Source organism: Pseudomonas sp. M20, assembly GCF_045037865.1.
Taxonomy (GTDB): domain Bacteria; phylum Pseudomonadota; class Gammaproteobacteria; order Pseudomonadales; family Pseudomonadaceae; genus Aquipseudomonas.
This window is the reverse complement of the sequence record NZ_CP173611.1, coordinates 912,634-939,244: the sequence shown is the minus strand read 5'-3', so window position 1 is coordinate 939,244 and position 26,611 is coordinate 912,634. Positions and strand designations below refer to the sequence as shown.

Here is a 26,611-nt window from a genome sequence, read left to right as displayed (position 1 = left end):
CGCGATGGCACCGCTGTGGCGCCGTGGCAAAGCGGCGATTGTCGGCGATGGGGCAGGAGCAGGTCACGCACTAATTGCTGCTAACATGGCCTTCCGTGCGTAGACCCTTAGAGACCGTGATGAGCCAACCGTGGAGCCCTGACAGCTGGCGCGCCCTGCCGATCCAGCAACAACCGCAATATCCCGACGCCGCGCACCTGCGCCAGGTCGAGCAAACCCTGGCCAGTTATCCGCCGCTGGTGTTTGCCGGTGAAGCGCGCGAACTGCGTCGACAGTTTGCCGAAGTCACCCAGGGCCGCGCGTTTCTGTTGCAGGGCGGCGATTGTGCGGAAAGCTTCGCCGAGTTCTCTGCGGCAAAAATTCGCGACACGTTTAAAGTGTTGCTGCAAATGGCGATCGTCATGACCTTCGCCGCCGGTTGCCCGGTGGTCAAGGTCGGGCGCATGGCCGGTCAATTCGCCAAACCGCGTTCGGCCAATGACGAGACCATCAACGGCGTGACCCTCCCGGCTTATCGCGGCGACATCGTCAACGGCATCGGCTTCGACGAGAAAAGTCGCGTACCGGATCCGGAGCGTCTGCTGCAGTCCTATCACCAGTCCACTGCCACGCTGAACCTGCTGCGCGCCTTCGCTCAGGGCGGTTTTGCCGACCTGCATCAGGTGCACAAGTGGAACCTCGACTTCATCGCCAACTCGGCGCTGGCCGAGAAGTACAGCCACCTCGCCGACCGCATTGATGAAACCCTGGCGTTCATGCGCGCCTGCGGCATGGACAGCTCGCCACAACTGCGCGAAACCAGCTTCTTCACCGCCCACGAAGCGTTGCTGCTGAACTACGAAGAAGCCTTCGTGCGCCGCGACAGCCTGACCAACGATTACTACGATTGCTCGGCACACATGCTGTGGATCGGCGACCGTACCCGTCAGCTCGACGGCGCGCATGTTGAGTTCCTGCGTGGGGTGAACAACCCGATCGGCGTCAAGGTCGGCCCGAGCATGAACCCGGAGGATCTGATCCGCCTGATCGACATGCTCAACCCGGACAACGATCCGGGGCGCCTCAACCTGATTGCGCGGATGGGCGCAAACAAGGTCGGCGATCATTTGCCAGCGCTGATCCGCGCGGTGCAGAGTGAAGGCAAGCAAGTGCTGTGGAGCTCCGACCCGATGCACGGCAACACCATCAAGGCCAGCAGCGGCTACAAGACCCGCGACTTCGCGCAGATCCTTGGCGAGGTGAAGCAGTTCTTCCAGGTGCACGAAGCCGAAGGCAGTTATGCCGGCGGGATTCATATTGAAATGACCGGGCAGAATGTCACCGAGTGCATTGGTGGCGCGCGGCCGATTACTGAAGACGGATTGTCGGATCGCTATCACACGCATTGTGATCCACGGATGAATGCCGATCAGTCGCTGGAGTTGGCGTTCTTGATTGCTGAAACCCTCAAGCAGGTTCGCCGCTAGACCGAGTCGCCTCTTTCGCGAGCAGGCTCGCTCCCACACTGGATTTGTGTCGTATACGAAACCCATGTGGGAGCGAGCCTGCTCGCGAAGAGGCCGGCTCAGACACCGCCAACCTCTGCCAATGCCACCCGCAACCGCGCCGCACTCTCGCGCTGACAATTCAACTGCACCCGCGCAAGCCCCAACCAACCCGCCATCTGTCGCAAGTTCAGCGCCAGCGCCAACATCCCCTCCTCATCAAGTCCCTTCTCCTCTTCGTGCACCGCATGCACCGCCAACTGCCCGGCCGCTCGCTCCGCGCGCAAATCAACCCGCGCGGCAATCCGCTCGTTGTGCAAAAACGGCAACACGTAATAGCCATAAACCCGTTTGTCCTGCGGCGTGTAGATCTCCAGCCGATAGCGGAAATCGAACAACCGCTCGGTGCGGCTGCGTTCCCAGATCAACGAATCGAAGGGCGACAACAGCGCACTGGCGACAACCTTGCGCGGGACTTTCGGTTCCGGCAGGCAATAGGCGATCTGTCGCCAACCAGCGACTTCGCACCTCTGCAATTGCCCGGCTTCGACCAGTTCCGCCAGACGTGGACGCGCATCCGCCGGATTCAGACGGAAGTAATCGCGCAGGTCTTTTTCTGTGCCGACGCCCAACGCTTGCGCCGCATGCAACAACAAGCCACGTTGCGCCTCGGCTTCATCAGGCAAAGCTTGCTGCAAAATGGAAGACGGGATGACCCGCTCCGGCAAATCATACAAACGCTCGAAACCACGCCGGCCCGCCACCGTCACTTCACCCGCCGCGAATAACCATTCCAGCGCATGTTTTTCCGCACTCCAGTCCCACCACGGCCCGGCCTTGTCTTCACGGGTCGACAGACTGCCGGCCCCCAGCGCGCCCTGCTCTTCCACCGAATTCAAGACCCGACGAACCACGTCCTGCTGCTCGCGACCGAATTTGGCCAGTTGCTGATAAATATCCTCGCCTCGCCTGGCCCGCTGCATCCGCCAGCCCAGCAACGGATACATCGACAGCGGCAGCAGCGACGCTTCATGGCCCCAGTATTCGAACAACGTGCGACGTCGCCCCGAACTCCAGGCAGCCTGGTCGAGCAAGTCGGAGGAATAGGAACCGAGACGGGAAAACAGCGGCAGGTAGTGCGAACGCACCACGGCGTTGACGGAGTCGATTTGCAACAAGCCCAGCCGTTCGATCAGCCGGTTGACGTGGGCGGCCTTGACAGTCGGCGGCTGGCGCCCGTTGAAGCCTTGGGCCGCCAGCGCCAGTCGTCGCGCCTGTTTGAGGGAAAAGGATACTGTTGCGGGCATGAGCATCTCCTTGTCTGCTCGCAACCTACCTCACTGGAAGTTGGTTTGTGTAGGGCTCTGCTGATCATTTATGCAGCGGGTCATTTATGCATCGGGTCATCCCAGAACGGCCGCACGGCTTCGTGTTCAACGTCGGCACGACTGACGCCGATGTCTTTCAACGCTTCATCACTCAGACTGGCGAGCAACTCACGTTCACGGTGCAGTTCGTACCAGCGGCTAAACTTGTGCAGCAGGTCGGAAACGATATGGCCATGGCCGGAAAATTTTGATTCGTCTACATACTCTCTTTGACCTTTCATCGTGTTGCCTCCTTTTGTGGATGGCTCAAGTCTCGCGCCAGCGCTAAGATCAATCCAACGAATGTTTCTGATGGCATGCATCACGGAGATTCATCAATTGTCGGCCTACCCCAGTATCGATACCGATGTCCTGCGCACCTTCGTCGCCATCGCTGATCAGGGCGGTTTCACCCGCGCCGGTGAAATGGTCAACCGCACGCAGTCGGCGGTGAGCATGCAGATGAAGCGCCTGGAAGAAGACGTCTTGCAGCGGCAGTTGTTCGAGCGCGACGGCCGCCAGGTGCGCCTGACCGCCGAGGGCCAGGTGCTGCTCGGTTACGCGCGGCGCATCCTCAAGTTGCACAGCGAAGTGTTCAACACGCTGCGCGAGCCGCACATGGTCGGCACCGTGCGCATCGGCACGCCCGATGATTACGTGATGAGGTTTCTGCCGGGGATTCTGTCGCGGTTTGCGCAGTTCTATCCACTGATCCAGATCGAAGTGCATTGCGAGTCGACCAAACAGCTGTTGCAGCGCACTGACCTGGATTTGTCGATCGTTACCCGCGAGCCGGGTAACGAGATCGGCCAGTTACTGCGCAAAGAACGGTTTGTCTGGGCCGAGGCGCAGAATTTCAGCGCCCACGAACAGACGCCGTTGCCGCTGGCGATGTTCAACAGTGATTGTTTCTGCCGTTTGTGGGCGTGTAACGCGCTGGACGCGATGGGCCGTGAATACCGCATCGCTTACAACAGCACCAGCCTCTCGGCGCTGATGGCGGTGGTGAGCGCGGGTCTGGCGATCACCGCGCAACTGGAAAGCCTGATCACCCCGGACATGCGCATCCTTGGCGCCGCCGAAGATCTGCCGCTGTTGCCCGAGGCCAGCATCATGCTGATCCGCAACCTGAACAATCCGTCGCCGATCACTGAATGCCTGGCTGAGCACATCGTCGAAGGTTTTAAACTTTAAACGCGAGCATCACCGCGCACAGCACCAGGAAACCGCAGAACAGCCCGCGCAGGAGTTTTTCCGGCATGGCGTGGGCGACTTTCACTCCCCAACTGATGCTCGCCAGACCGCCGATCGCCAGTGGCAGACCGATCATCCAGTCGACTTCGTGGTGTACCGCGTAAGTCACCAGAGTCACGCCGGTGCTTGGCAAGGCCAAGGCCAGCGACAAGCCTTGAGCAACCACTTGCGTGGTGCCGAACAGGCTGGTCAGCACCGGCGTTGCCACCACCGCGCCGCCGACACCGAACAAACCGCCCATGGTTCCGGACGCCGCGCCAAGCACGCCGAGCCAAGGCCAGGAATAGCGCATTTCAGACGTCGCAGCGGGTGGCTTGCCGAACATCTTCAGCAGGTTGTACGCCGAGAGCACCACCAGGAACGCGACAAAGCCGATGCGCATGGTTTGCGCATCTATGCCCACTGCCCAGATCGAACCGATCCAGGCAAAGCAGAAACCCATGATCGCCAGGGGCAACGCGTGCCGCAGTTCGATGCGATTGCGCTGGTGGTAACGCCACAGCGCCAGCATCACGTTCGGTACGACCATGACCAGCGCCGTGCCTTGGGCGATCTGCTGATCGAGACCAAACCACACGCCGAGCAAAGGAATGGCGATCAAGCCGCCGCCAATACCGAATATTCCGCCGAGCGTGCCGAGGGCGGCACCGAACAGCAGGTACAACAAAAACTCAATCACAACCGAATTCCTCTTACGTCAGGCGATTCATCCTACGCAGCCATGGCTGGCGGGGAAACGCACAGCAACGCACAATGGCTATGCCGAATTCGCACAAGCGCTGAGCAGATATGAATCCCAATCAATTGACCGATCAACTCGGGCTGTTTCTCGACGTGCTGGAGAGTGGCAGTTTTTCCGCCGCCTCGCGCCGTCATCCGCTGACACCTTCCGCCGTCGCGCGACGGATCGACAGCTTGGAAAGCGCCGTCGGCAGCCAGTTATTTGTACGCAGCACCCATGCCGTACGCGCGACGCCCGCCGGTCTGGCGTTCGCCGAACGTGCCCGACGCATAGTCGCCGAGTTGCAACTGGCGCGGGCCGAAGCTGTGTCGCTGAGCAGCGCGCCGGAAGGCTTGATTCGCATCGACGCCCCCGCTGCGTTCGGACGCCGGCATCTGGCGCCGGTGATTGCCGACTTTCTCGTGCTCTACCCGGGATTGGATGTGCAGTTGCACTTGATCGACAGTTTCGTCGACATGGGCGGCTCAAACCTGGGCAAGGTTGATCTGGTGCTGCGTGCCGGGCAAATGGCTGACACGCGATTGGTAGCCACGCCCTTGGCGAACATGGTGCGCATTGCCTGCGCCAGTCCTGACTATCTCAAACGCCGGGGCGTGCCCGGCAGTCCGGCACAACTTGGTGAGCATGATGGTCTGGATTGGGAAGGCCTCGCCCCGCCCTTCGCTTGGCGCTTCGAGCACGACGGCCAGATGCACTTACACCGCCCGGCACGCATCCGCATGAGTGCCAACAATGCCGAGGCCTTGGTCTGCGGCGCCTTGGCTGGCTTGGGCATCGCGCATTTGCCGACCTGGCTGGCGAGCGAATACCTGCTACGCGGGGAACTGGTACCGCTGTTCTGCGAAAACGGCCTGCCAAGCCCGGAATCCACCGGCATTTACGCGCTGCGCATGGAGCAACAAACCAACTCGCGCAGCCGCCTGCTTCTGGAATATCTCAAGACCCGTTTCAGCCCGGTGCCTCCGTGGGATCTGGCCCTACAGAGGGACCTGGACCGACACTAGCACTGGAGAATTATCTGGCGCATTAAAGATTCGAGCGCTAGATTCATGGCCATTACCGAACAAGGCTTTGACATGACTTCCGAACGCGACAACTGCGACGACCTGCTCCTCGACAATCAGGCGTGCTTCGCCCTGCACTCCACTTCGCTGATGATGACCAAGGTCTACAAGCCACTGCTGCAAGCCTTGAACCTGACCTATCCGCAATACCTGGCAATGATGGTGCTGTGGGAAAAGGATGGCTTGACCGTCGGAGAAATCAGCACGCGACTGCTGACCGATCCCGGCTCGCTGACTCCGCTGCTCAAGCGCCTGGAAGGCGAAGGCTTACTGAGTCGCACGCGCAGCCGTGAGGATGAGCGCGTGGTGATTGTCGAGTTGACCGAGCAAGGCCGCGCGCTGAAAGAAAAAGCCCAGACGGTCCCGCAATGCATCCTCGGCGCCAGCGGCTTCTCTCTGGAACGCCTGCAGAAGCTGCAAGCAGAGTTGCAGGCACTGCGTAGTCATCTACAAGAAAGCCTTATCTAAGGCCCACCAATCCCTGTAGGAGTGAGCCTGCTCGCGATAGCGGAGTGCCAGTCAACTCAGAAGTCGACTGAACCACCGCTATCGCGAGCAGGCTCACTCCTACATTTGATCTCGTCGTCTGAAGAATATTTTTCAACGCCCGATCTCCCCGCTATCCCCTCTAAATCGCACTTTTCAGGCTGACCAGCGATTCGCCGTTTTTGCCGAAACGCAAATTCTTCAGAAATTTATCTTGCGCACAATATATTAGCGCGATACATTCACTTCGCACTTACTTAGCGCGCAAATAATTAGCGCGTACAACCACACCCAATGAGGCTCACACCATGCAAACTCTCTACACCGCAATCGCAACCTCCACTGGCGGCCGTGATGGTCGTGCGATCTCCAGCGACAACATTCTCGACGTCAAACTGGCTACCCCGAAAGAACTCGGCGGTGCCGGCGGCGCGGCGACCAACCCAGAGCAACTGTTCGCTGCTGGCTACTCGGCCTGCTTCATCGGCGCTCTGAAATTCGTCGCCAGCCAGACCAAACGCAAAATCCCTGACGACGCCTCGATCACCGCCCACGTCGGTATCGGCCAGATCCCCGGCGGCTTCGGTCTCGACATCGATCTGCACATCAGCCTGCCAGGTCTGGAACAAGCCGATGCGCAAGCGCTGGTCGACGCAGCGCACCAGGTCTGCCCGTACTCCAACGCCACCCGTGGCAACGTCGATGTGCGTCTGCACGTTACCGTCTGATCACTGACGCCCCAGGCCCGAACAGGAAATGAACATGCACACTTTCAGCAAAGTCTTGACCGGTACCCTTCTCGCCCTGTCTATCCACAGCGCTTTCGCCGGTGATGTCGAACACAACACTCAGGCATTTCTCGATGTGCTGAATGCCGGCACCGGCAAACCGATGGAACAGCTGACGCCCAAAGATGCCCGCGCCGTGCTGGTCGGTGCGCAGTCCGGGGTCAAGTTGACGCTGCCCAAAGCGGACGTCAGCGAGAAGACCATCCAGGTCGATGGCCAACCGTTGAGCCTGATCATCGTCCGGCCGGCCGGGGTCAAGGGCGAGCTGCCAGTGTTCATGTTCTTCCACGGCGGTGGCTGGGTGCTGGGCGATTTCCCGACGCACGAGCGGCTGGTGCGGGATCTGGTGGTTGGTTCGGGAGCGGCGGCGGTATTCGTCAATTACACGCCTTCCCCGGAAGTGCATTACCCGGTAGCAATCAATCAGGCCTACGCAGCGACGAAGTGGGTCGCTGAGCACGGTAAAGAGATCAATGTCGACGGCAAGCGTCTGGCTGTGGCGGGCAACAGCGTCGGCGGCAACATGGCGGCCGTGGTTGCACTGATGGCCAAAGAAAAAGGCACTCCGGCGATCAAATTCCAGGTGCTGCTGTGGCCAGTGACGGACGCCAATTTCGATACTGGCTCCTACAATCAGTACGCCGAAGGGCACTTCCTCACGCGCAACATGATGAAATGGTTCTGGGACAACTACACCACTGACGCCAAGCAGCGAAACGAGATCTACGCCTCGCCGCTGCGGGCCACCACTGCACAACTGAAGGGCCTGCCGCCCGCTCTGGTGCAGACCGCCGGCGCCGATGTGCTGCGTGATGAGGGTGAAGCTTACGCTCGCAAACTCGACGAGGCTGGTGTAGCGGTGACGTCGGTGCGTTACAACGGCATGATTCACGATTACGGCTTGCTTAACGTGGTCAGTCAGGTGCCGGCAGTGCGTTCGGCAATGCTGCAGGCATCTGAAGAACTCAAGCAACACTTGAAGTAACTACGAGCCCATTGTGGGAGCGAGCCTGCTCGCGAAAGCGGTGTGTCATCCGGTGATGTGCTGGCGGACAGAACGCATTCGCGAGCAGGCTCGCTCCCACGGGGGATAGGTGTGCAGTTCAAAACTGCAGGCACAAAAAAGCCCGACTCAATGGTCGGGCTTTTTCTTTCCGCAAAAACCGATGCTTATTTGGCACGGCCTTTGTAGGAACCGCCTTCGCGGGTGTCGATTTCGATCTTGTCACCGATTTCGATGAAGTCAGCAACTTGCAGCTCAGTACCGTTAGCCAGCTTGGCTGGCTTCATGACTTTGCCGGAAGTGTCGCCGCGAGCCGAACCTTCGGTGTAGTCAACTACGCGCACGATGGTGGTCGGCAGCTCTACGGAAACCAGACGCTCTTCGAAGAAGATCGCTTCGCAAACATCGGTCATGCCTTCTTCAACGAAAGGCAGAACAGCTTCGATGTCTTCAGCGTTCAGCTCGTACATGGTGTAGTCAGTGGTGTCCATGAACGTGTAGGTGTCGCCGCTGATGAAGGACAGGGTCGCTTCTTTGCGGTCGAGGATTACGTCGTCCAGTTTGTCATCAGCGCTGTAAACGATCTCGGTCTTGTAACCGGTCAGCAGGTTTTTCAGCTTGGTCTTCATGATCGCGCTGTTACGGCCCGATTTGGTGAATTCAGCTTTCTGAACCAGCCAAGGATCGTTCTCGAGACGGATCACGGTACCGGGTTTCAGTTCTTTACCAGTTTTCATTGCGAATATCCGAATTTGGATGGGATTTACAAAAATCTAGGCCGCGTATCATATCCAATTTAGGTAAAACTGTACCAGCGCTGCGGCAAGATCGGCCTGCAAGCCTTGTTCCAGACACCACGCTTCGGCATTTTTCTGCAGTTCTGGCCAATGATTACGGGCGGCGAGCCAGTGTTCGCCGATGGGTTGACCGGCGCTCCACGCTCGCCAGAGACCGTTCACCGCCTCGGCAGCGGCCGGTGACAGGCCTTTTGTGTAGAGCGCGAGGAAGGCGTCGAGCTTGTCCAGATGGATGTCTTCGTCCTGCTGATAGATGTGCCAGAGCATCGGCCGCCCCGCCCATTGCGCGCGGACAAACGAATCTTCACCGCGCACCGCATTGAAATCGCAGCACCAGAGCAAGTGATCATATTGATCCTGTCGGACGAACGGCAGCACTTGCACGATCAGGGATTGACGCACATGGATCGCACCAACGGTCAGCGTTTCCACACCCAGCCAGCGCGCCACATCGCCAAGAACCCGCCCTTCCGGCACTAGCAGATGGGTCGGCGCGGCGTCCGCTGCCAACACGTCCAACCAACTGGCCAGCCCGGCATTCTCGTAGGCAAATAACGAAATCAGCTGCGCCTCAGGCGCGCGATCGATGCCCAGGCCTTGCAGGAATTGTCGCTGCGCCTCGGGATCCTGTTGAAACTGGCGACGCTGCCCAAGCAATCCACGCTCACGCAGCAAACCGCCAGTACCGGGCTGGAAACCGGGGAAAAAGAAGATTTTTTGCACCGATTTGTATTTCACCGACGGCAGACCGTGGCAACCGACAACCCAGTCCTCGGCGCTGAGGTAGTCGAGGTTCATCCACAACGGCGGCTTTTCACGCTCGGCCATAGCATCCATGTAGTCACTGGGCAACTGGCAGGCAAACGCGGCGATCACCACATCCGCCGCATCTGTGTGCACCCACTCAGCCGGCCAGTGCCGCACTTCGACGCCTTGTTGCGATTGCTGTGCGGCGTTGATATCAATCACCGGGCAAATGCGTTCGAATGCGCGCAGATCATCGACCCACAATCGCACTGCCAAACCATGCTCAGCCACCAATTGCCGGGCCAGACGCCAAGTCACGCCGATGTCGCCAAAGTTGTCGACCACCGTGCAGAAAATATCCCAGCGGGGTTTCAATTCCGGCATTCAAGACTCCCGTTGGCAAAAGCAGCGATTGTCCGCATAAATGACCTCGCGCAGAAGTCCCGACGGCGATTAATCTTCGTGCGACAATCGCCACTTGCCCGCAATCACCCGCCAGGAGGCAGCCATGCCCTACCGTCCCAACCCGCGCCGTCCTTTGCCTGTTCAGCTTAGTGCGCTGCATCTGATCGGCAGCATTGCCTTGGGCATGTGGCTGGGCTTCGTCGCCATTGCGCTGACCTGCTGGCTACTGTCGCATTTCGTGTTCAAAGAACAACTGGCACCGGTTGCTCAAGCTGTGCAGCAACTGGCCAATCCGCCGGCGGCTGTTCAAGTCCAGCCGGATATTCCACCGCAGAGCCCGTTGTTCCAGCAGTACGAAGAAAACCTGCGCAAGAACGAGCAGCAGGCACGGCTGGATCAGGCGCGTGGCAGCACGCGTAATCTGTCGAATCCAAAGTGTCAGTTCTGGCTGCAACAGGATCAGACGGCTCCGAGCGAGAAAAGCCGCGCCAACGTTTTGCAATTCTGCGATTGATCATGAACAAACACACGGTTCACCAACTGATTCTCGACAAACTGCGCATCGACCTCGACATCGCCGAACGCGCTGCGCAAACCGCTTACGAAACCGCGACCCACGAAGAAAACATCGCCGAAAACAAGTACGACACGCTGGGCCTTGAGGCGTCGTATCTGGCGGCCGGACAGGCGAAACGTGTCGAGGAAATTCGTCAGTCACTGGCGTTGTGTCAGAACCTGACGCTGCGTGCCTACGATGAAAATCGTGGAATCGAGGTCGGCGCCCTGCTCGGTCTGGAGGACGAAAAGGGTCGCGAACAATGGCTGTTTCTGGCACCGGATGCGGCAGGGCTGAAAGTCGATGTGGTCGGACAGCCGATTACCGTGATCACCCCGCGCTCGCCGCTGGGCAAAGGTCTGCTGGGCAGGTGCGAAGGCGATGAGGTGGAGATTCTGGTGGCGGGCACCCGGCAACAATTTGCTGTCACCGAGGTGCTTTAAGGTAGTTGATCAGTGAACCGGCAGTTCGACGCCGTCGAACAGTTCTTCCAGTTCCTGCTTGTTGTGGCACTGAATGGCTTTGGCCATGACTTCGCGGGTCAGGTGCGGAGCGAACTTCTCGATGAAGTCGCACATGAAACCACGCAGGAAGGTGCCGCGACGGAAACCGATCTTGGTGATGCTCGATTCGAACAGCTCGCTGGCATCCAGCACCACCAGGTCGTTGTCGAGTTTGGTGTCGACCGCCATTTTAGCGACGATGCCCACACCCAGCCCCAGGCGTACGTAGGTTTTAATCACGTCGGCGTCGGCAGCGGTGAACACCACTTTCGGTGTCAGACCGCGATGACTGAAGGCTTCGTCGAGTTTCGAGCGACCGGTAAAACCAAATACGTAAGTCACGATCGGGTATTCGGCCAGTGCTTCCAGGGTCAGCTTCGGCAGCTTGGTCAGCGGGTGGCCCTGCGGCACGACTACGCAACGGTTCCAGCGATAGCACGGCATCATCACCAGGTCGCCGAACAGCTCCAGCGCTTCGGTGGCAATGGCAAAATCAACAGTGCCGTCAGCGGCCATTTCGGCGATCTGCATCGGCGAACCCTGATGCATGTGCAGCGCCACGTCCGGGTATTGCTTGATGAAATTGCTGATCACCGGTGGCAGCGCATAACGTGCCTGGGTATGGGTGGTAGCGATCGACAGGGTGCCTTTCTTCTCGTTGGAAAATTCCTGAGCGATCTGTTTGATGCTTTCGACCTTGCGCAGAATCTCACCGGCGGTGGTGATGATGCGCTCGCCGGCCGGGGTCACTCGGGTCAGGTGCTTGCCGCTGCGGGCAAACACTTCGACGCCAAGTTCGTCTTCCAGCAGGCGGATTTGTTTACTGATGCCCGGTTGCGAGGTGTAAAGGCTTTGGGCTGTAGCGGAAACGTTGAGGTCGTGGTGCGCCACTTCCCAGATGTAGCGCAGTTGTTGAAGCTTCATATGAATCCCTCAAAGCAGGTAGACGCCACGGGCATCAGCGACGGTATATAACTATATTAATGGTTTGAAGAATAAATCTAGAACTTTTTTATCAAAGCGCCATTATTCCTGCGTCAGCGATCCTCCCGCCGCCGACGCTCCACCAACGGCACCAGATAAACCGGCACCTTGGCCAATTGCAGGACCCGCGCCGCCGTGCGCCCCAACGGCGTTTCCGCGCCCACGCCGTGGCTGTGACTGCCGACGATCAGCAGATCGACAGAGAGTTTCTGCACCTGGTCGAGAATCACCTGCGACGGATCGCCCTGCAGCACGCGCACCGCGCGAATGCGCTGCAGATCCTGCGCGCCTTCATCTCCCAGTTCTTCGCGAAAACTGTCGAGCACCCGCTGCTCGATATTGGCGATGACAGTTTTCAGACCCTGGCTGTGAAATTCGTTCAATGCCTGCTCGTCGAGATAGCTCTGCAACACCGATTCGGCAAACAGCCCCATCGGCTCCACCGCGTGCACCACGTACAGATCGGCATTGAACGTTCGCGCCAACGCCAGGGCATGCTGCATCACTAACGGTGCGTACAGACCGAGGTCAGTGGCATACAGCATCGAACGAATCATATGACCTCCTCGCGTGCCAACATGGCGGAGATTTGATTCAGCTTAGCAGTGCCTTGGCGACTACGACGGGCGACGCAACGTCTTGAACCAAAGGGCTTTAGACCGACGGTTCGTTGCTGATGCCGTGCGGCACGTGGCCGGTGGCAACGACTTCGCGGGCGAGTTCGCAGTGGCCCGCCTGGTCGTCGAAAAACACGTCGGCAGCAAACGCTTCGAGAAACGCCGATTTGGTCAGGCCACCGAGGAACAGTGACTCGTCGAGACGAATGTCCCACTCGCGCAAGGTGCGGATCACCCGTTCATGGGCCGGTGCCGAACGCGCGGTGACCAGCGCCGTACGGATCGGGCAATCATCGTCGGGGAATTCCCGCTGGAGCAAATTGAGCGCCGCGAGAAAACCTTTGAACGGACCACCACGCAACGGTTCGCGCGCCGACTCGCGCTCCTTGGCCTGGAACGCCTCGAGCCCGCCGGACTGATAAACGCGCTCCGACTCATCGGAAAAAATCACCGCGTCACCGTCAAAGGCGATGCGCAATTCGTCACTGGCCGCGCGACTGGCACCACCGGACAGAATCGTCGCCGCTGCAAATCCGGCATCCAGCGCCGCGCGCACGTCTTCGGCATGGGTCGAAAGAAACAGGTCGCAGCCAAAGGCTTTCAGATACGGATACGGACTGCGCCCGCCGACAAACGCCGCGCGGGAAATCGCCAGACCGTAATGGTGAATCGAGTTGAACACGCGCAGGCCGGTGTCGGCGCTGTTGCGCGAGACCAGAATCACCTCGACCCGTGCACGGCCAAGGCGACTGTTCAGGCTCAGGAGTTTCTCCACCAGCGGGAAGGCATCACCGGGCGCAAGAATTTCGTCTTCGTGCTCGATCTGGTATTGCCGATAGGCTTCGACGCCGCTCGACAAGTAGACCTTGTGGCTCTCACTCAGGTCGAACAAGGCGCGTGACGAAATCGCCAGCACCAGTTTGTCATCGATGTTCTTCGCCATGCCTTCCCCCAAAGCGACCGGCCTAAACGTTGCGCCGGTCGATAAAACGTAAATTGCGATACAGCGCTTCGATGCGCGGCAGTTCACAGCCCGCCGCTTTCGCCACTGCCAGTGGACGAGCGTAGATCGCCTCCAGCTCCAGCGGTCGCTTATGTAAAAAGTCGTGGTGCATGCTCGGCCAGTAGTCGGGCATTTTCTCGGTCATCATAAACAGATAGTCGGCGTATCCCGGCGGCACGTCGTGGCCGCAGGCTTTGGCGCCCTGCACCACTTCGGCCATCAACGCCTGGATCAACGCACGGCTGTCGGCATCCGCCATCAGCGGCGTGGTGCTGGCGCCGAGCAACACCGAGAGTCCGTTGTAGGGAACATTCCAGATCAGTTTCTGCCAGCGCGCCTGCTGCAGATTGGGCATCGCCTGGGAATCGAGACCTGCGCTGCGGAACAGGCCGGCGCCCTCTTCGACAATGGCCATACGTGCAACGTCATCGATGGCCGGACCGCTGTGATAGCCAACATTGACTGCGCCCAAGGCTTGATGAGTGACTTGCCCTGGTCTCTCGCGGTGCACGCAGTTCAGGCACAAACCACCCAGCAGATGCAAAGAGTCGGGGAGCAGCTCACGCAGGCTGTCTTCGACGTCGAGGCCGTTTTGCAGCACCAGCACTTTCGCATCCGGTTTGGCCGCTTGAATGATAGAAGGCGCGAGGCCGGTGTTGCTGGTGGTTTTCGCCCCGACCAACAGCCAGTCGCATTTGGGCATATCCTCGGCGGCCGAATAGGCTTGCACCGGATTCAGTGTCAGCGGGCCATGCACCGCGCTGTTGATTTGCAAACCGCGTTCAGCCACCGCCGAAAACTCGCTGCGCAACAGAAAGTGCACATCGAAACCGGCACGCGCCAGCATTACGCCGTAGAAACCACCAATTGCGCCGGTGCCGATAATCCCTACGACCGGTTTATCAGAGCCCGGTTTATTCTCTGCCCCCATCATGGCAACTCCTCTGCAACTCGACCCAGTGCCTGCGCCAGCGCCGCGTTCAACGCATCGACCGTCAGGCGCGTGTGCAATGCCCCAAAGAACTCGCCGTCGCGCACCACAAACAGCGCCGGCAAATGAAAGACCTGATAGCGCTCCACCAGCCCGCCGTTGTCGCCGGCATCGATCCAGCACAGGCGATCGATGTCCAACGTCAGATCCGGCAACACTTCGCGGGCATAGCGGCAACTGGCGCAGCCGACGCTGGTGAAAATCACCAGCGAAACGCCGCTCATCGCCAATAGCCGTTGGTCGGCGTCGAAATCGGTCAGTTCGGATTCGACCACTATACTGGGGGAAACAATGTCAAATGGCCGACACAGGGAGTCTGTGCTCATGGGACGTTTCATTCCTCATCCGGACGAGGTGCCGGTTGAATTAACCTTGCTCAAGCCTGAGTGTATTTCCAGGCAACAGCTGCACACTATCAGCCTCGGCGGCATCGCTTGCAATTACCACCGAGCCTGGCGCCATGGCACGGCCCTGCAAGTGCGCATGCCGTCACTCAATGCCGACATCTGCTATCCGGGCTATGTGGCGTGGTGTCTGCGACGCAAAAAAGGCTATCTGGTGGGCATCGCGTTTACCGATGAGCAGACGCTGTTCAGTGCGCGAATGGGTGAGCAGGTGTGTCAGATAGAGCGCTATTGCCGCATGCACGACACCCACGATGACCTGCAAGAAATTCAGGCAGTGGCCCTGCAATGGGTCGAGCAACACGCCGACGAGTTCTCCCACGACAGCGTGCGCAAGGCTTTTGCGCAGCCAGCGCTGGACTAAAGCACCTTTTGCCCATTGTCGAACAGGCGCTTTACGCGCTAAGGTTCCGCTCCCCGACGCGCTTAAATCTGCTGTGCTCCGCCGCGCGGGGATCGCTGGCGGCCGGCACCCGTGACCTGACGAGTAAACGATGGCTGATTTACCGATCAACGACCTAAACGTCGCCTCTAACGAGACCCTGATCACTCCCGATCAGCTCAAGCGTGATATCCCTCTGAGCGACGCTGCCCTGCGCACCGTCACCAAGGGCCGCGAAGTCATTCGCAACATTCTTGATGGCACTGACCACCGTCTGTTCGTAGTGATCGGCCCATGCTCGATCCACGATATCAAGGCTGCCCACGAATACGCCGATCGCCTCAAGGTGCTGGCGGAGGAAGTCTCCGACACCCTGTATCTGGTCATGCGCGTGTATTTCGAGAAGCCACGCACCACCGTCGGCTGGAAAGGCCTGATCAACGATCCGTATCTGGACGACTCGTTCAAGATTCAGGACGGTCTGCACATCGGTCGTCAGTTGCTGCTGGATCTGGCCGAAAAAGGCCTGCCGACCGCGACCGAAGCCCTCGACCCGATCTCCCCGCAATATCTGCAGGACCTGATCAGCTGGTCGGCCATCGGCGCGCGTACTACCGAATCGCAGACTCACCGCGAAATGGCTTCCGGCCTGTCATCGGCCGTCGGCTTCAAGAACGGCACTGACGGTGGTCTGACTGTGGCAATCAACGCCTTGCAGTCGGTGTCCAGCCCGCACCGTTTCCTCGGTATCAACCAGGAAGGTGGCGTGTCGATCGTCACCACCAAAGGCAACGCCTACGGTCACGTGGTGCTGCGCGGTGGTAACGGCAAGCCGAACTACGATTCGGTCAGCGTTGCCCTGTGCGAACAGGCACTGGACAAGGCCAGGATCAAGCCGAACATCATGGTCGACTGCAGTCACGCCAACTCCAACAAGGATCCAGCGCTGCAACCGCTGGTGATGGAGAACGTCGCCAACCAGATCCTCGAAGGCAACCAGTCGATCATCGGCCTGATGGTCGAGAGTCATCTGAACTGGGGTTGCCAGGCCATTCCGAAAGACCTCGCCGACCTGCAATACGGCGTGTCGATCACCGATGCCTGCATCGACTGGTCTGCCACCGAGAACACCCTGCGCAGCATGCACGCCAAGCTCAAGGACGTTTTGCCGAAACGCCAGCGCGGCTGATCAGCGTCTTACAGGCATAAAAAAACGCCGGGCAATGCCCGGCGTTTTTGTGTGTGCGATTCAGATCTTGGCGGCGCGGCGCTGATGACGTTCCATGTAGCGCTCGACGTAGGAGCAGGACGGGATCACCGTGTAGCCCATTTCTTCGGCGTACTGCAACGCGCTTTCGGTCAGCGCTGCAGCAATGCCACGGCCACGCAGGGCATTGGGCACAAACGTGCGATAGATATCCAGGGTCTGTTTCCCCAGATCCATATACGTCAGGTAGGCACGATGACCGTCCACATTGGTCTCGAACTGATGACCAGCCTGGTCATGGTGGATGGACAACGCCTCGCTCATCACTACTCCTCGCGGGTCTCGAATTCTGACCCCTACCTTACCGATGTTTTTCCGGCGAAGGAACATCTACGCCACCCCGTGCCTGATGGACACCGAGAAGAGCCACACCGATCTCGCGCAACCTGGCACCTGATAAATAGTAGGCACCATTGGCAAAAATGCTCAAGGTGCGCTCGTCATCAAGCGGGTTGACGGGGTTTGCTCCAAGGGACGCAGAGGTGATTGGGGAGAAGATCTTCCCGGGCCACTCACCTGAACATTGCCGGATGTTGAGACTTAAGACGTGCAGCCTTTTTTAAAGTCACCTCAACATGGACAAAGATAAGCGAAGCAGCACGCAAAATCGGAACAAAAGTGTGGACGAATTCATATAGACAGACTTTAGCCAAGACTGCAAAAACAGCACGTGGCTACGGGAACTTTTTCTCATTAACTCGCTCAGCTCGGGGCTTGCGGCTGGGTATTTTTTAAACAGCGCAGTTAAAAGTTGCTCGAAAAAGAATCAACGCCTACAATTTTTTTTGCTTCTTGCCTTACGTCAGTTTACTTACTACAAGTAATGGGTAGTATGTACGCCGGCTATTTCCTCAATCGTGAGGAGACAGTCACTTAATTTGAAAGTCCTTGAAGGGGAACACGATGAACAACGTTCTGAAATTCTCTGCTCTGGCTCTGGCCGCAGTTCTGGCTACCGGTTGCAGCAGCGCATCGAAAGAAACCGAAGCACGTCTGACCGCTACTGAAGACGCAGCTGCTCGCTCCCAGGCTCGTGCAGACGAAGCTTACCGTAAAGCTGATGAAGCTCTGGCTGCTGCTCAAAAAGCACAACAGACTGCTGACGAAGCTAACGAGCGTGCTCTGCGCATGCTGGACAAAGCTAGCCGCAAGTAATAATCCCTCGGGATTGTTATCGAGCCGACCCGATTTATCGGGTCGGCTTTTTTATTGCCCATCGTTTTGTTCAGGCAATAAAAAACCCGCCGACGCTTCACGCATCGACGGGTTCCGGAGTACGACTTACTGCTGCAGGTCGATCGGTGTATTGGCAACAATCGGTGCCGAAGTATTCGGTGTACCGATTTCCGTTGGCAGGCCATCTTCGGCTGCGACCACATCCCGCACCACATCCCAGTTCACGCGCAGGTTACTGGTGACATCTTCACGCTTGAGCATCGCGTTGATCACTGCGGTGTGCTTGTCGACCACCGAAGGGTTGCCCTTGTCGTCGATCGGCGTGTGCGCTTCCAGATAGACCTTGCCGCCACTGCTGCCGAACTTGTAGGCATCATTGAGGATGCGCACCGACGTGCCGACCGGGACCATGCCGGCCATTTCCAGCACGTTGTTGTTGAACATGCGGAAGCAGCCGTGGCTGGTGCGCATGCCGATACCGAATTTCTTGTTCGAACCGTGGATCAGATAACCCGGCGTGCCCAGAGTGAACTTGAACGGGCCCAGCGGATTGTCCGGACCGGCCGGCACTACGTTCGGTAGCGGGTCGCCATCAGCGGCGTGTTCCGCCTTGATCGATGCGGGAGGCGTCCAGGTCGGGTTTGGCGTTTTGGCGGTGATCGAAGTGTGCGCGATCGGCGAACCCCAACCCTCACGACCAATACCCAGCGGGAACGTGTACACCACGTTGCGGCCTTTCGGGAAATAGTAGAGGCGGTACTCGGCAAGGTTGATGACGATGCCTTCACGCGGGCCCGGCGGCAGAATGAAACGGGTCGGCAAGACGATTTCGGTGCCGGCGCCCGGCAACCAGGCATCGACGCCCGGGTTGGCCGCGACCATCTCCGAGTAACCCAGATCGTACTTCGTGCCGAGATCGGCGAAGGTGTCTTCGTACTTGGCTTTGATCACCTGCACCTGACCGATGATGTCTTCACCGGGTGGTGGCAGGGGAAACTCCAATGCAGCAACGGGACCGGCCACACACAGGGCGGCAAGTGACAGGCAGCGGGTGACGGCAGGAAAGCGCGGCAACATCCGGAAAATCCTTCGCATGATCAACAAGGGTATAAGAGCGCGATTGTACACCGCACTTTGAATATTCGGGGAGCCACGCCGATGGACCGTGCTGAATGCGAAAAGATCGCAGCCTTCGGCAGCTCCTACAGGATTACGCGAACCCATGTAGGAGCTGCCGTAGGCTGCGATCTTTTGCTCTTAAAGCTCGAAACGCAGCTCCGGCCAGATCGGCGAGGTGCCGCGTTTTTGCGACTCCAGAATAGCCCGGCACAGCGAACACAGGCGCTGATCCTGAAAAACCCGACGATCCACACTCGACCAGCGCGGCTGCGCCGGCAGCAGACTGCCGCACAGGGTGCGATCGGCCGAGCCACCGAGTTCGAGTTGCCGCGTCACCAGATGCACCCGCACTTCCTGGCAGGCGAACAGATCCAGCTGCTCGTCAGGCTCGATCAGTTGGTAGGCAAACAGGGACCAGGCAGAACGCGACATCGGGGGCTCCAAATAAGGGGGCGCCACATTAGCCGAAAGCCTGCCCTTAGAAAAGCCTCATAACAGCGGTTTTAGCGTCGGCCAGACATTTTCCAGCAACTTGCTCTGAGCCCCGACTGCCGGGTGCAGACCATCGGCCTGCATCAAGTCCGGATGACCGCCGACGCCGTCGAGGAAAAACGGTACCAGCGGGATCTTTTTGTCGTCGGCGAGTTTGCCGTAGACCTCGGCAAAAGCATCGGTGTAACGCTTGCCATAATTGGGCGGCAGTTGCATGCCGAGCAACAGCACCTTGGCCCCGCTCTGACGCGAACTGTCGATCATCGAGGCAAGATTTTGTTGCAATTGAGTTGGCGGCATTCCGCGCAAGCCATCGTTGCCGCCCAGTTCGAGGATCACCAGTTCCGGCTTATGCTCTGCAAGCAGCGCGGGCAGCCGCGCCTGGCCTCCGGCACTGGTGTCGCCGCTGATCGAGGCATTGACCACTTTATCGTCGAAACCCTCCTGTTTGAGCCGTTGCTCAAGCAACGAGACCCACCCCAAGCGGGTATCCAGTCCGAAACCAGCGCTGATACTATCGCCAACGATCAGGACAGTACCCGCCGCTGCGTTCTGGGCCATGCACATCAAGGCCAGGCCAGCACTCAAAAACCACACACGCATCGGATTCTCCATGGGCGCAAGCATTCTCACCGCGAAGAACCTCAGCAAAGTGGTTCCCAGCGCGGAAGGTGAACTGACTATCCTGCACGAACTCAGCCTGGAACTGAACAAGGGCGACAGCCTCGCCATCGTCGGCGCGTCCGGTTCGGGCAAATCCACCCTCCTCGGCCTGCTCGCCGGTCTCGACCTGCCGAGCAGTGGCGAAGTCATTCTCGCCGGCCAAGGCCTGAGCAATCTCGACGAAGACCAGCGCGCACGCATTCGTGCCGAACATGTCGGTTTCGTCTTCCAGTCCTTCCAACTGCTCGACAGTCTCAATGCGCTGGAAAACGTCATGCTGCCGCTGGAGCTCGACGGCCGCAAAGATGCGCGTGAGCGTGCGACCGAACTGCTCCAGCGCGTCGGCCTCGGCCAGCGCCTGACCCATTCGCCGCGCCAGCTCTCGGGTGGCGAACAGCAGCGCGTGGCGATTGCCCGAGCGTTTGCTGCCGAGCCTGACGTGCTGTTTGCCGATGAACCCACCGGCAACCTCGACAGCCATACCGGTGAGCGCATCAGCGATTTGCTCTTCGAATTGAACAAGGAGCGCGGCACCACCCTGGTGCTGGTCACCCACGACGAACGTCTGGCCCATCGTTGCCGGCGCCTGATCCGTCTTGAAGCCGGGCTGCTGGTCGCCCCTCTGGAGCCTTGATGGCACGTTTGCCGCTGTTGCGTCTGTTCAGTCTCGCTATACGCCAGCTCCTGCGCGATGCCCGCGCCGGCGAATTGCGCGTGTTGTTCTTCGCGTTGGTCGTTGCAGTAGCGGCGAGTACCGCCATCGGCTATTTCGGCGCCCGCCTGAACGGCGCGATGATGCTGCGCGCGACTGAATTTCTCGGCGCCGATCTGGTTCTCGAAGGCAGTTCCCCGGCCCGTGAAGAACAGATCAGGAGTGGTACCGAGCTGCGCCTGAATCACGCACAAGTGGTGGAGTTCTCCAGTGTCATCGCCACCGACAACGGCATTCAGCTGTCGAGCATCAAAGCCGTCGACCGCGCCTATCCGTTGCGCGGCGAACTGAAGAGTGCGCCAGCGCCTTTCGCCACCGAAGAAACCGGCGGCGAACCGCAACCGGGCGAAGCCTGGGTCGAGGCACGCCTGCTGACCGCACTGGATCTGAAGATCGGCGACAGCATTGATGTCGGCATGAAGACATTGAAAATGACCCGTGTGCTGACCTACGAACCGGATCGCGCCGGCAACTTCTACAGCCTGACGCCCCGGGTGCTGATCAACCTCGATGACCTCGCCGCCACCGGTGTCGTGCAACCCGGCAGCCGCGTGAGTTACCGCGAACTGTGGCGCGGTGAACCGCAGGCGCTGGAAACCTATCGGCAACTGATCAAACCCGGGCTCGCCGCCAACCAGCGGATACAGGATGCCCGCGATGGCAACCGGCAGATTGGCGGTGCGCTGGGCAAGGCCGAACGTTACCTGAACATGGCCAGTCTGGTAGCGGTGTTGTTGGCCGGCGTGGCGGTGGCCTTGTCGGCCAACCGTTTCGCCAGTCGCCGCTTCGATGCCAGCGCCTTGCTACGCTGCCTCGGCCTATCGCGCCGGGAAACCATGGTGCTGTTCAGTTTGCAATTGACCGTGCTCGGCCTGCTCGCCGCACTGAGTGGTGCATTGCTCGGCTGGCTGGCGCAACTGGGCTTGTTCGCGCTGCTGCATGATTTGCTGCCAAGTGATGTGCCACCGGGCGGTCTGTTTCCAGCCATCGCCGGGATCGGCACCGGGCTGGTCGCATTGGCCGGTTTCGCCTTGCCGCCGCTGGCCGCATTGGGTCGCGTGCCGCCGCTGCGTGTGCTGCGCCGGGACATGCTGCCGATTCCGTCGAGTACGTGGATGGTTTACGGCGCCGCACTGGGTGCGCTCGGCCTGATCATGTGGCGCCTGAGCCTTGATCTGCTGCTGACATTCGCCCTGCTCGGCGGTGGCGTAGTCGCCGCACTGGTACTGGGCGGCTTGCTGTTGTTGCTGTTGCAAAGCCTGCGGCGGATGCTCGCCCGCGCTTCGCTGCCATGGCGCCTGGGCCTGGGCCAGTTGCTGCGCCATCCGCTGGCAGCGGCCGGCCAGTCGTTGGCGTTCGGTCTGATTCTGCTGTCGATGGCCCTGATCGCGTTGCTGCGCGGTGAACTGCTCGACACCTGGCAAAACCAGCTACCGAAAAACGCGCCTAACTACTTCGCGTTGAACATTTTGCCGGCAGACAAACAAGCCTTCACCGATCACCTGATCAAGGTCTCCGCACAAGCTGCGCCACTGTATCCGGTGGTGCCGGGGCGATTGATCAGCATCAACGGAGAAGCGGTGCAGCAAATCGTCAGCAAGGATTCGGCCGGCGACCGTGCGGTTCAAAGAGATTTGAGTCTGACCTGGGCTGCTGACTTACCGGCGGGCAACAAGCTCACGGCGGGTGAATGGTGGAAAGATCAGCCAACCGACGGTGTTCCCGGTGTCTCGGTGGAAGGCAAAGTCGCCGAAAGCCTAAAACTCAAACTCGGCGATCAGATGGTGTTCAACGTCGGCGGGGTCAATCGCGAGGCGAAGGTCACCAGCCTGCGCGAAATCAACTGGGACAACTTCCAGCCGAACTTCTTCATGATCTTCCAGCCCGGTACGTTGAAGGATCTGCCGGCGACTTACCTGACCAGCTTCTATCTGGCGCCAGGTCATGACCAGCAGATCGTCGAACTGTCACGCACGTTCCCGGCAGTGACCATTCTTCAGGTCGAAGCGCTGCTCGAACAACTGCGCAGCATCCTCGCCCAAGTCACCCTGGCGGTCGAATATGTGTTGTTGTTTGTGTTGGCGGCGGGCATGGCCGTACTGTTCTCCGGTTTGCAGTCGACGCTCGATGAACGTATCCGCCAAGGCGCGCTGTTGCGTGCCTTGGGTGCAGAGCGGCAGTTACTGATCAAGGCACGGCGCATCGAGTTCGGTTTGCTCGGTGCGGTCAGCGGCCTGCTTGCAGCGATCGGTTCGGAAGTGGTGAGTCTGGTGTTGTATCGCTACGCGTTCGATCTACCGTGGCACCCTCATCCGTGGTTGCTGGTGCTGCCGTTGATTGGCGCGGCGCTGATTGGTGGTGCCGGCGTGTTCGGTACGCGTCGGGCGCTCAACGCAAGTCCACTGACAGTGTTGCGTGAGGGTTGATAGACTCAAGCGGACTTAATCACAAGAAGTTGCCATGAGCCGTTATCGCCCTCCACGCCCCGCCGGCACCGCGCTGATCACCCCTGAAGGTGAAGCGCGGATGCGTGCCGAATTTCATGAGCTGTGGCATGTGCGCCGCCCGCAGGTGACGCAATCGGTCAGCGAGGCAGCGGCTCAGGGTGATCGCTCGGAAAACGCCGAATACACCTACGGCAAGAAAATGCTGCGCGAGATCGACAGTCGCGTGCGCTTTCTGACCAAACGTCTGGAAGCGTTGAAAGTCGTCAGTGAAAAACCCAGTGATCCGAACAAGGTCTACTTCGGCGCGTGGGTGACCATCGAAGACGAAGACGGCAAGCAATCGCGCTACCGCATCGTCGGTCCGGATGAACTGGATCTGAAACTTGGCCTGATCAGCATCGACTCACCACTGGCCCGCGCCTTGATCGGCAAGGCGCTGGATGCGGAAGTCAGGGTGCAGACGCCAACCGGTGAGCAGTTCGTTTACATCGTCGCTATCGACTATCCGTAAAGCGTATTAGCGGCGAGTGATCAGGCCCTGCCGCGCAACGCGGACCAGTTGCTTGATCATCTCTGGCGCATCTTCGGCAGTCGGGGCCTGAATCACCGCAAGATCAAAACTGTCAGTGGCAAAACGTGCCAGCGACTCGCCGTCTTCGACAAACTGGATGAGGAACGCGGCAGGACCGCCGCTGCGACGTGGCCAGCCATCGAGATAACGCAACAGCGTCGGCTGATGTTTGCCGCCAAGGAGAATTTTCGGGTTGCGCTGGGTGATATGTGCCGTGATCGGCGCGGGACGTGCTGGAGGGCGTAGTGCATTCATCGTGTCGTGTCTCTGCCTCAAAAGTCTGCATGGCAGGTGAGAGGCAACACCGAACCAGCGCTTTAGCGGTATTTCGAAGCCCTGTTTCGGCTTCTGACGGCAACTGTTGAAGTCACCTGGCGCCCCGCAAGTAGCTGTTTAAATCGGCGCATGGGCAACATCCTAGAGAACGTGACCGATCAGTGTCAAGAATCAGCCGCAACAAAAAAGGCCCGCACGATGCGGGCCTATTTCCTTGAGCCAGAGCGCTCAACCGGCGATGGCGCGATCCACCGAGAGCTTGCCGGCGCCTTCGATCAGCACGGCGAGACTGCCACCGAGCAGGGCCAGAGCGAACTCGTAACCGTTGTTAGCCATAAACAGACCGTTGCTGATGTGTACGGTGAAGATCGCCACCAGCGACAGGAAGGTCAGACCCAATGCTGCCGGACGTACCAGCAGGCCGATGATCAAAGCCAGGCCAGCGAAGAACTCAGTACCGCCCGCCAGGGTCGCCATCAGGTAGCCCGGGTGCAGGCCAATGCTGTCCATGTACTGAGCCGTGCCCGCCAGACCATACCCACCGAACAGACCGAAGAGTTTTTGCGAGCCGTGAGCGGCGAAGATCACGCCGACCGCAATGCGCAGAATGGTCAGACCGTAGCCGGCGCGAGTGAACAGTACTTTGTTGATCAGAGAGCTCATGGGGCATTCCTTGTTTTTGCGAGAAGTTGTGTGTGTTGGTTGGCCGCTATATTAATCAATAAATTTCATGTTAAAAGCGCAAATATTCCGCCATAACAATCAACTTATTAGATCATTTCCGTGAGACGACTTTTTGCGCCCCGGGCTCCAACGACTCCCGTTCCCGGTCGAACGCCAAGTAATACTTGTTCACGCTATTAACATAGCTGACCGGCCCCATTCCTACCTGCTCCATGGCGATGCGCTCGACCTGAAAGAACCACTGATTAGGGTTCAGCCCGCGCCGCCGGGCCTCGGCGCGCATGCCCTGCACGCGCTCGGGGCCAATGTTGTAGGCCGCCAGCGTGAAGGCCATGCGCTCGCGCTCATTGAGTTTGGGGCTGTTGAAAAACTTGCGGCGAATCATCGCCAGGTACTTGGCTCCGGCCTGCACATTCGCATCGAGATTCTGAATATTGTTCACGCCGACGCGCTGTGCAGCGGACGGAGTGATCTGCATCAGCCCGGTCGGGCCACTGCCGCTGCGGGCGTTGGGTTGCAGGCGTGATTCCTTGAACGCCAGCGCGGCCAGATTCAGCCAGTCCATGTTCTGCGCGGCAGCGTGCTTTTGCAGAGTCGGGCGCAGTTTTTCGAGACGCTGGCGATCGGCCTTAGCCAACGGATTGTGGACTTGGTACAGCCGTCGATAGATGCGCAAAAACGCAGCATCTTCGTTCGAGGGTTTCTTGTAACCGCCGAGGAAGCGGTCAATGCTTGCACGCAACATTGCGGCGTCGCGGCGCACGAACCAGTACTCCTCGCCCGGCTCGCTGATGATCAGTTGCCGGTCAAAACGCAGCTTCGGCAGGATCTTGCCCCAACGCTCGGCTATGGGTTGCTCGACGATGGTCAGGTGAAAAATCCCGCCCTGAACCATTTCCAGCACATCTTCGACCGCCAGGGTCGGATCGACCCATTCGATCTTGATCGGCGCCAGTTTGTGCAACGCCAGTTTCTGATTGAGCTGACTGACCGCCTCCCCCGCCGCACTGCCGGTGGGCAGCGCCAGTGTTTTGCCGGAGAGCTGCTCGACCTTGGTGTAGCGCCGCTCGCCCTTGATACCGACCAACACCAGCGGCACGTTGCTGGCGACCGGTTCGCTACTGGCCACGGCATAGCCAGATTGCAAATCAAGCAATTCACCCGGTGCGACCAGATCACCTTCGCCGCGCTGCAAGGCGCCGAGCAATTGATCCTTGGCTTTGGGAATGATCTTGAGGGTGATTTCCTGGCCATCGCGAGCATGGCCATTGAGGTATTGCTCGAAGGCGCGCAGGCGATGGTATTCGACGCCGATGGCTTGGCCCTGGACTTCGCCGGAGCTGTTGCGGCTCTGGTTGACCAGCACGCGCAACACACGACTGCTGCGAATCTCCGACAAGTCCCGCACCTTGGCGGCTGGTACAGCTTGCAGTGGCCCGGGCAGGCGCGCAACCGCCGTCATCGGCAGCAGCAGCGATCCACACAACAAGAGCAAAACCGAGGGACGAACCATCCACTCTCCGGAAAGAATACGGGGCGACTTCATCGTTAAAGATCGAAATCACCGTCGAAAACAGAGCGCCATGAGCGCTGGCAACGTGCGAGAGACTGGCACAGTAATGGCACT

The 26,611-nt window shown here is 59.3% G+C and carries 31 protein-coding genes; 14 read left to right on the top strand and 17 right to left on the bottom strand.

The features are described from left to right. Positions 1–119: 119 nt before the first annotated feature. The gene (locus tag ACI514_RS04265; protein ID WP_405123133.1) at positions 120–1,466 is read left to right on the top strand and encodes a class II 3-deoxy-7-phosphoheptulonate synthase; all 1,347 of its coding nucleotides are present in this window, start codon (positions 120–122) and stop codon (positions 1,464–1,466) included. Between the two features lie 98 nt (positions 1,467–1,564). On the opposite strand, the gene ACI514_RS04260 is transcribed toward ACI514_RS04265, so the two are convergent. Both ACI514_RS04260 and ACI514_RS04255 read right to left on the bottom strand, forming a co-directional pair. Continuing rightward, positions 1,565–2,791 carry a winged helix-turn-helix domain-containing protein gene (locus ACI514_RS04260; protein WP_405123132.1) on the bottom strand — a complete coding sequence of 409 codons (1,227 nt, stop codon included), beginning with the start codon at positions 2,789–2,791 and terminating at the stop codon, positions 1,565–1,567. Between the two features lie 80 nt (positions 2,792–2,871). Further along, the gene (locus ACI514_RS04255; RefSeq protein ID WP_007908607.1) at positions 2,872–3,093 is read right to left on the bottom strand and encodes a DUF1127 domain-containing protein; all 222 of its coding nucleotides are present in this window, start codon (positions 3,091–3,093) and stop codon (positions 2,872–2,874) included. A gap of 97 nt (positions 3,094–3,190) precedes the next feature. Here ACI514_RS04255 and ACI514_RS04250 point away from each other — a divergent pair, with 97 nt between their 5' ends. Then, positions 3,191–4,045 carry a LysR substrate-binding domain-containing protein gene (locus tag ACI514_RS04250; protein ID WP_007908606.1) on the top strand — a complete coding sequence of 285 codons (855 nt, stop codon included), beginning with the start codon at positions 3,191–3,193 and terminating at the stop codon, positions 4,043–4,045. On the opposite strand, the gene ACI514_RS04245 is transcribed toward ACI514_RS04250, so the two are convergent. Then, entirely contained in the window at positions 4,035–4,784 is a 750-nt protein-coding gene (locus ACI514_RS04245; RefSeq protein WP_160058910.1) for a sulfite exporter TauE/SafE family protein, read from the bottom strand. The genes ACI514_RS04250 and ACI514_RS04245 overlap by 11 nt on opposite strands. A gap of 110 nt (positions 4,785–4,894) precedes the next feature. Between ACI514_RS04245 and ACI514_RS04240 the strand changes: the two genes are divergently transcribed. From ACI514_RS04240 to ACI514_RS04225, 4 genes are all read left to right on the top strand, one after another. Further along, on the top strand, positions 4,895–5,851 hold the full coding sequence (locus ACI514_RS04240; protein ID WP_405123131.1) for a LysR family transcriptional regulator: 957 nt from the start codon (positions 4,895–4,897) through the stop codon (positions 5,849–5,851). Positions 5,852–5,896: 45 nt separating this feature from the next. Further along, the gene (locus ACI514_RS04235) at positions 5,897–6,379 is read left to right on the top strand and encodes a MarR family winged helix-turn-helix transcriptional regulator (RefSeq protein ID WP_160058912.1); all 483 of its coding nucleotides are present in this window, start codon (positions 5,897–5,899) and stop codon (positions 6,377–6,379) included. 326 nt (positions 6,380–6,705) lie between these two features. Continuing rightward, complete coding sequence (locus ACI514_RS04230) at positions 6,706–7,125, top strand: organic hydroperoxide resistance protein (RefSeq protein ID WP_007908600.1); 420 nt, start codon at positions 6,706–6,708, stop codon at positions 7,123–7,125. A gap of 34 nt (positions 7,126–7,159) precedes the next feature. After that, entirely contained in the window at positions 7,160–8,170 is a 1,011-nt protein-coding gene (locus ACI514_RS04225; RefSeq protein ID WP_405123130.1) for an alpha/beta hydrolase, read from the top strand. Between the two features lie 185 nt (positions 8,171–8,355). Here the strand turns inward: ACI514_RS04225 and ACI514_RS04220 are convergent, their stop codons facing one another. Then, a complete protein-coding gene (locus ACI514_RS04220) occupies positions 8,356–8,925 on the bottom strand; it encodes an elongation factor P (protein WP_007908599.1) in 570 nt (189 codons plus the stop codon). A 48-nt stretch (positions 8,926–8,973) separates the two neighbouring features. Further along, positions 8,974–10,116 (bottom strand): elongation factor P maturation arginine rhamnosyltransferase EarP, encoded by a 1,143-nt coding sequence (gene earP, locus ACI514_RS04215; RefSeq protein ID WP_160058914.1) that lies wholly within the window; start codon positions 10,114–10,116, stop codon positions 8,974–8,976. A gap of 124 nt (positions 10,117–10,240) precedes the next feature. On the opposite strand from earP, the gene ACI514_RS04210 reads away from it, so the two are divergent. Both ACI514_RS04210 and ACI514_RS04205 read left to right on the top strand, forming a co-directional pair. Beyond that, on the top strand, positions 10,241–10,651 hold the full coding sequence (locus tag ACI514_RS04210; protein WP_160058915.1) for a hypothetical protein: 411 nt from the start codon (positions 10,241–10,243) through the stop codon (positions 10,649–10,651). A 2-nt stretch (positions 10,652–10,653) separates the two neighbouring features. Further along, a complete protein-coding gene (locus tag ACI514_RS04205) occupies positions 10,654–11,136 on the top strand; it encodes a GreA/GreB family elongation factor (protein WP_160058916.1) in 483 nt (160 codons plus the stop codon). A gap of 9 nt (positions 11,137–11,145) precedes the next feature. Here ACI514_RS04205 and cysB read toward each other — a convergent pair whose 3' ends face one another. The 5 genes from cysB to ACI514_RS04180 all read right to left on the bottom strand — a co-directional run bounded on the left by cysB (position 11,146) and on the right by ACI514_RS04180 (position 15,117). Next, complete coding sequence (gene cysB / locus ACI514_RS04200) at positions 11,146–12,120, bottom strand: HTH-type transcriptional regulator CysB (protein ID WP_007908591.1); 975 nt, start codon at positions 12,118–12,120, stop codon at positions 11,146–11,148. A gap of 113 nt (positions 12,121–12,233) precedes the next feature. Beyond that, positions 12,234–12,737: a universal stress protein gene (locus tag ACI514_RS04195; RefSeq protein ID WP_160058917.1), complete on the bottom strand. Its 504-nt coding sequence runs from the start codon at positions 12,735–12,737 to the stop codon at positions 12,234–12,236. A gap of 97 nt (positions 12,738–12,834) precedes the next feature. Continuing rightward, a complete protein-coding gene (locus ACI514_RS04190; protein ID WP_122844743.1) occupies positions 12,835–13,740 on the bottom strand; it encodes a 5'-nucleotidase in 906 nt (301 codons plus the stop codon). Between the two features lie 22 nt (positions 13,741–13,762). After that, a complete protein-coding gene (locus ACI514_RS04185; protein WP_160058918.1) occupies positions 13,763–14,734 on the bottom strand; it encodes a putative 2-dehydropantoate 2-reductase in 972 nt (323 codons plus the stop codon). Continuing rightward, a complete protein-coding gene (locus tag ACI514_RS04180) occupies positions 14,731–15,117 on the bottom strand; it encodes a co-chaperone YbbN (RefSeq protein ID WP_160058919.1) in 387 nt (128 codons plus the stop codon). The genes ACI514_RS04185 and ACI514_RS04180 overlap by 4 nt, the downstream gene beginning before the upstream one ends. Here ACI514_RS04180 and ACI514_RS04175 point away from each other — a divergent pair. Both ACI514_RS04175 and ACI514_RS04170 read left to right on the top strand, forming a co-directional pair. Further along, positions 15,116–15,559 (top strand): PilZ domain-containing protein, encoded by a 444-nt coding sequence (locus tag ACI514_RS04175; protein ID WP_016985504.1) that lies wholly within the window; start codon positions 15,116–15,118, stop codon positions 15,557–15,559. The genes ACI514_RS04180 and ACI514_RS04175 overlap by 2 nt on opposite strands. Before the next feature lie 130 nt (positions 15,560–15,689). Further along, positions 15,690–16,766, top strand: a complete 1,077-nt coding sequence (locus tag ACI514_RS04170) for a 3-deoxy-7-phosphoheptulonate synthase (protein WP_160058920.1) — start codon at positions 15,690–15,692, stop codon at positions 16,764–16,766. A gap of 60 nt (positions 16,767–16,826) precedes the next feature. Here the strand turns inward: ACI514_RS04170 and ACI514_RS04165 are convergent, their stop codons facing one another. Beyond that, positions 16,827–17,108 carry a GNAT family N-acetyltransferase gene (locus ACI514_RS04165; protein ID WP_003226804.1) on the bottom strand — a complete coding sequence of 94 codons (282 nt, stop codon included), beginning with the start codon at positions 17,106–17,108 and terminating at the stop codon, positions 16,827–16,829. Positions 17,109–17,747: 639 nt separating this feature from the next. Here ACI514_RS04165 and oprI point away from each other — a divergent pair. After that, entirely contained in the window at positions 17,748–17,999 is a 252-nt protein-coding gene (oprI, locus tag ACI514_RS04160) for an outer membrane lipoprotei OprI (protein WP_003199355.1), read from the top strand. A gap of 126 nt (positions 18,000–18,125) precedes the next feature. On the opposite strand, the gene ACI514_RS04155 is transcribed toward oprI, so the two are convergent. From ACI514_RS04155 to ACI514_RS04145, 3 genes are all read right to left on the bottom strand, one after another. Further along, positions 18,126–19,097 (bottom strand): L,D-transpeptidase family protein, encoded by a 972-nt coding sequence (locus ACI514_RS04155; protein WP_127929247.1) that lies wholly within the window; start codon positions 19,095–19,097, stop codon positions 18,126–18,128. A 180-nt stretch (positions 19,098–19,277) separates the two neighbouring features. Continuing rightward, positions 19,278–19,571, bottom strand: coding sequence for a hypothetical protein (locus ACI514_RS04150; protein WP_007908575.1), 294 nt, complete (start codon positions 19,569–19,571; stop codon positions 19,278–19,280). A gap of 57 nt (positions 19,572–19,628) precedes the next feature. Further along, the gene (locus ACI514_RS04145; protein WP_160058921.1) at positions 19,629–20,234 is read right to left on the bottom strand and encodes an arylesterase; all 606 of its coding nucleotides are present in this window, start codon (positions 20,232–20,234) and stop codon (positions 19,629–19,631) included. Between the two features lie 10 nt (positions 20,235–20,244). On the opposite strand from ACI514_RS04145, the gene ACI514_RS04140 reads away from it, so the two are divergent. Genes ACI514_RS04140 through greB form a run of 3 tightly spaced genes read left to right on the top strand, consistent with a single transcriptional unit; the run spans position 20,245 to position 23,964 of the window. After that, the gene (locus ACI514_RS04140; protein WP_007908572.1) at positions 20,245–20,928 is read left to right on the top strand and encodes an ABC transporter ATP-binding protein; all 684 of its coding nucleotides are present in this window, start codon (positions 20,245–20,247) and stop codon (positions 20,926–20,928) included. Continuing rightward, entirely contained in the window at positions 20,928–23,432 is a 2,505-nt protein-coding gene (locus ACI514_RS04135) for an ABC transporter permease (protein WP_405123129.1), read from the top strand. Before ACI514_RS04140 ends, ACI514_RS04135 begins: the two co-directional genes overlap by 1 nt. Positions 23,433–23,466: 34 nt before the next feature. Next, positions 23,467–23,964, top strand: a complete 498-nt coding sequence (greB, locus tag ACI514_RS04130) for a transcription elongation factor GreB (protein WP_016985509.1) — start codon at positions 23,467–23,469, stop codon at positions 23,962–23,964. 6 nt (positions 23,965–23,970) lie between these two features. On the opposite strand, the gene ACI514_RS04125 is transcribed toward greB, so the two are convergent. The 3 genes from ACI514_RS04125 to ACI514_RS04115 all read right to left on the bottom strand — a co-directional run bounded on the left by ACI514_RS04125 (position 23,971) and on the right by ACI514_RS04115 (position 26,497). Next, a complete protein-coding gene (locus ACI514_RS04125; RefSeq protein ID WP_077573983.1) occupies positions 23,971–24,279 on the bottom strand; it encodes a hypothetical protein in 309 nt (102 codons plus the stop codon). Positions 24,280–24,528: 249 nt separating this feature from the next. Further along, positions 24,529–24,963: a DoxX family protein gene (locus ACI514_RS04120; RefSeq protein WP_007908568.1), complete on the bottom strand. Its 435-nt coding sequence runs from the start codon at positions 24,961–24,963 to the stop codon at positions 24,529–24,531. Between the two features lie 112 nt (positions 24,964–25,075). Further along, positions 25,076–26,497: a transglycosylase SLT domain-containing protein gene (locus ACI514_RS04115; protein ID WP_160058924.1), complete on the bottom strand. Its 1,422-nt coding sequence runs from the start codon at positions 26,495–26,497 to the stop codon at positions 25,076–25,078. Positions 26,498–26,611 lie beyond the last annotated feature (114 nt).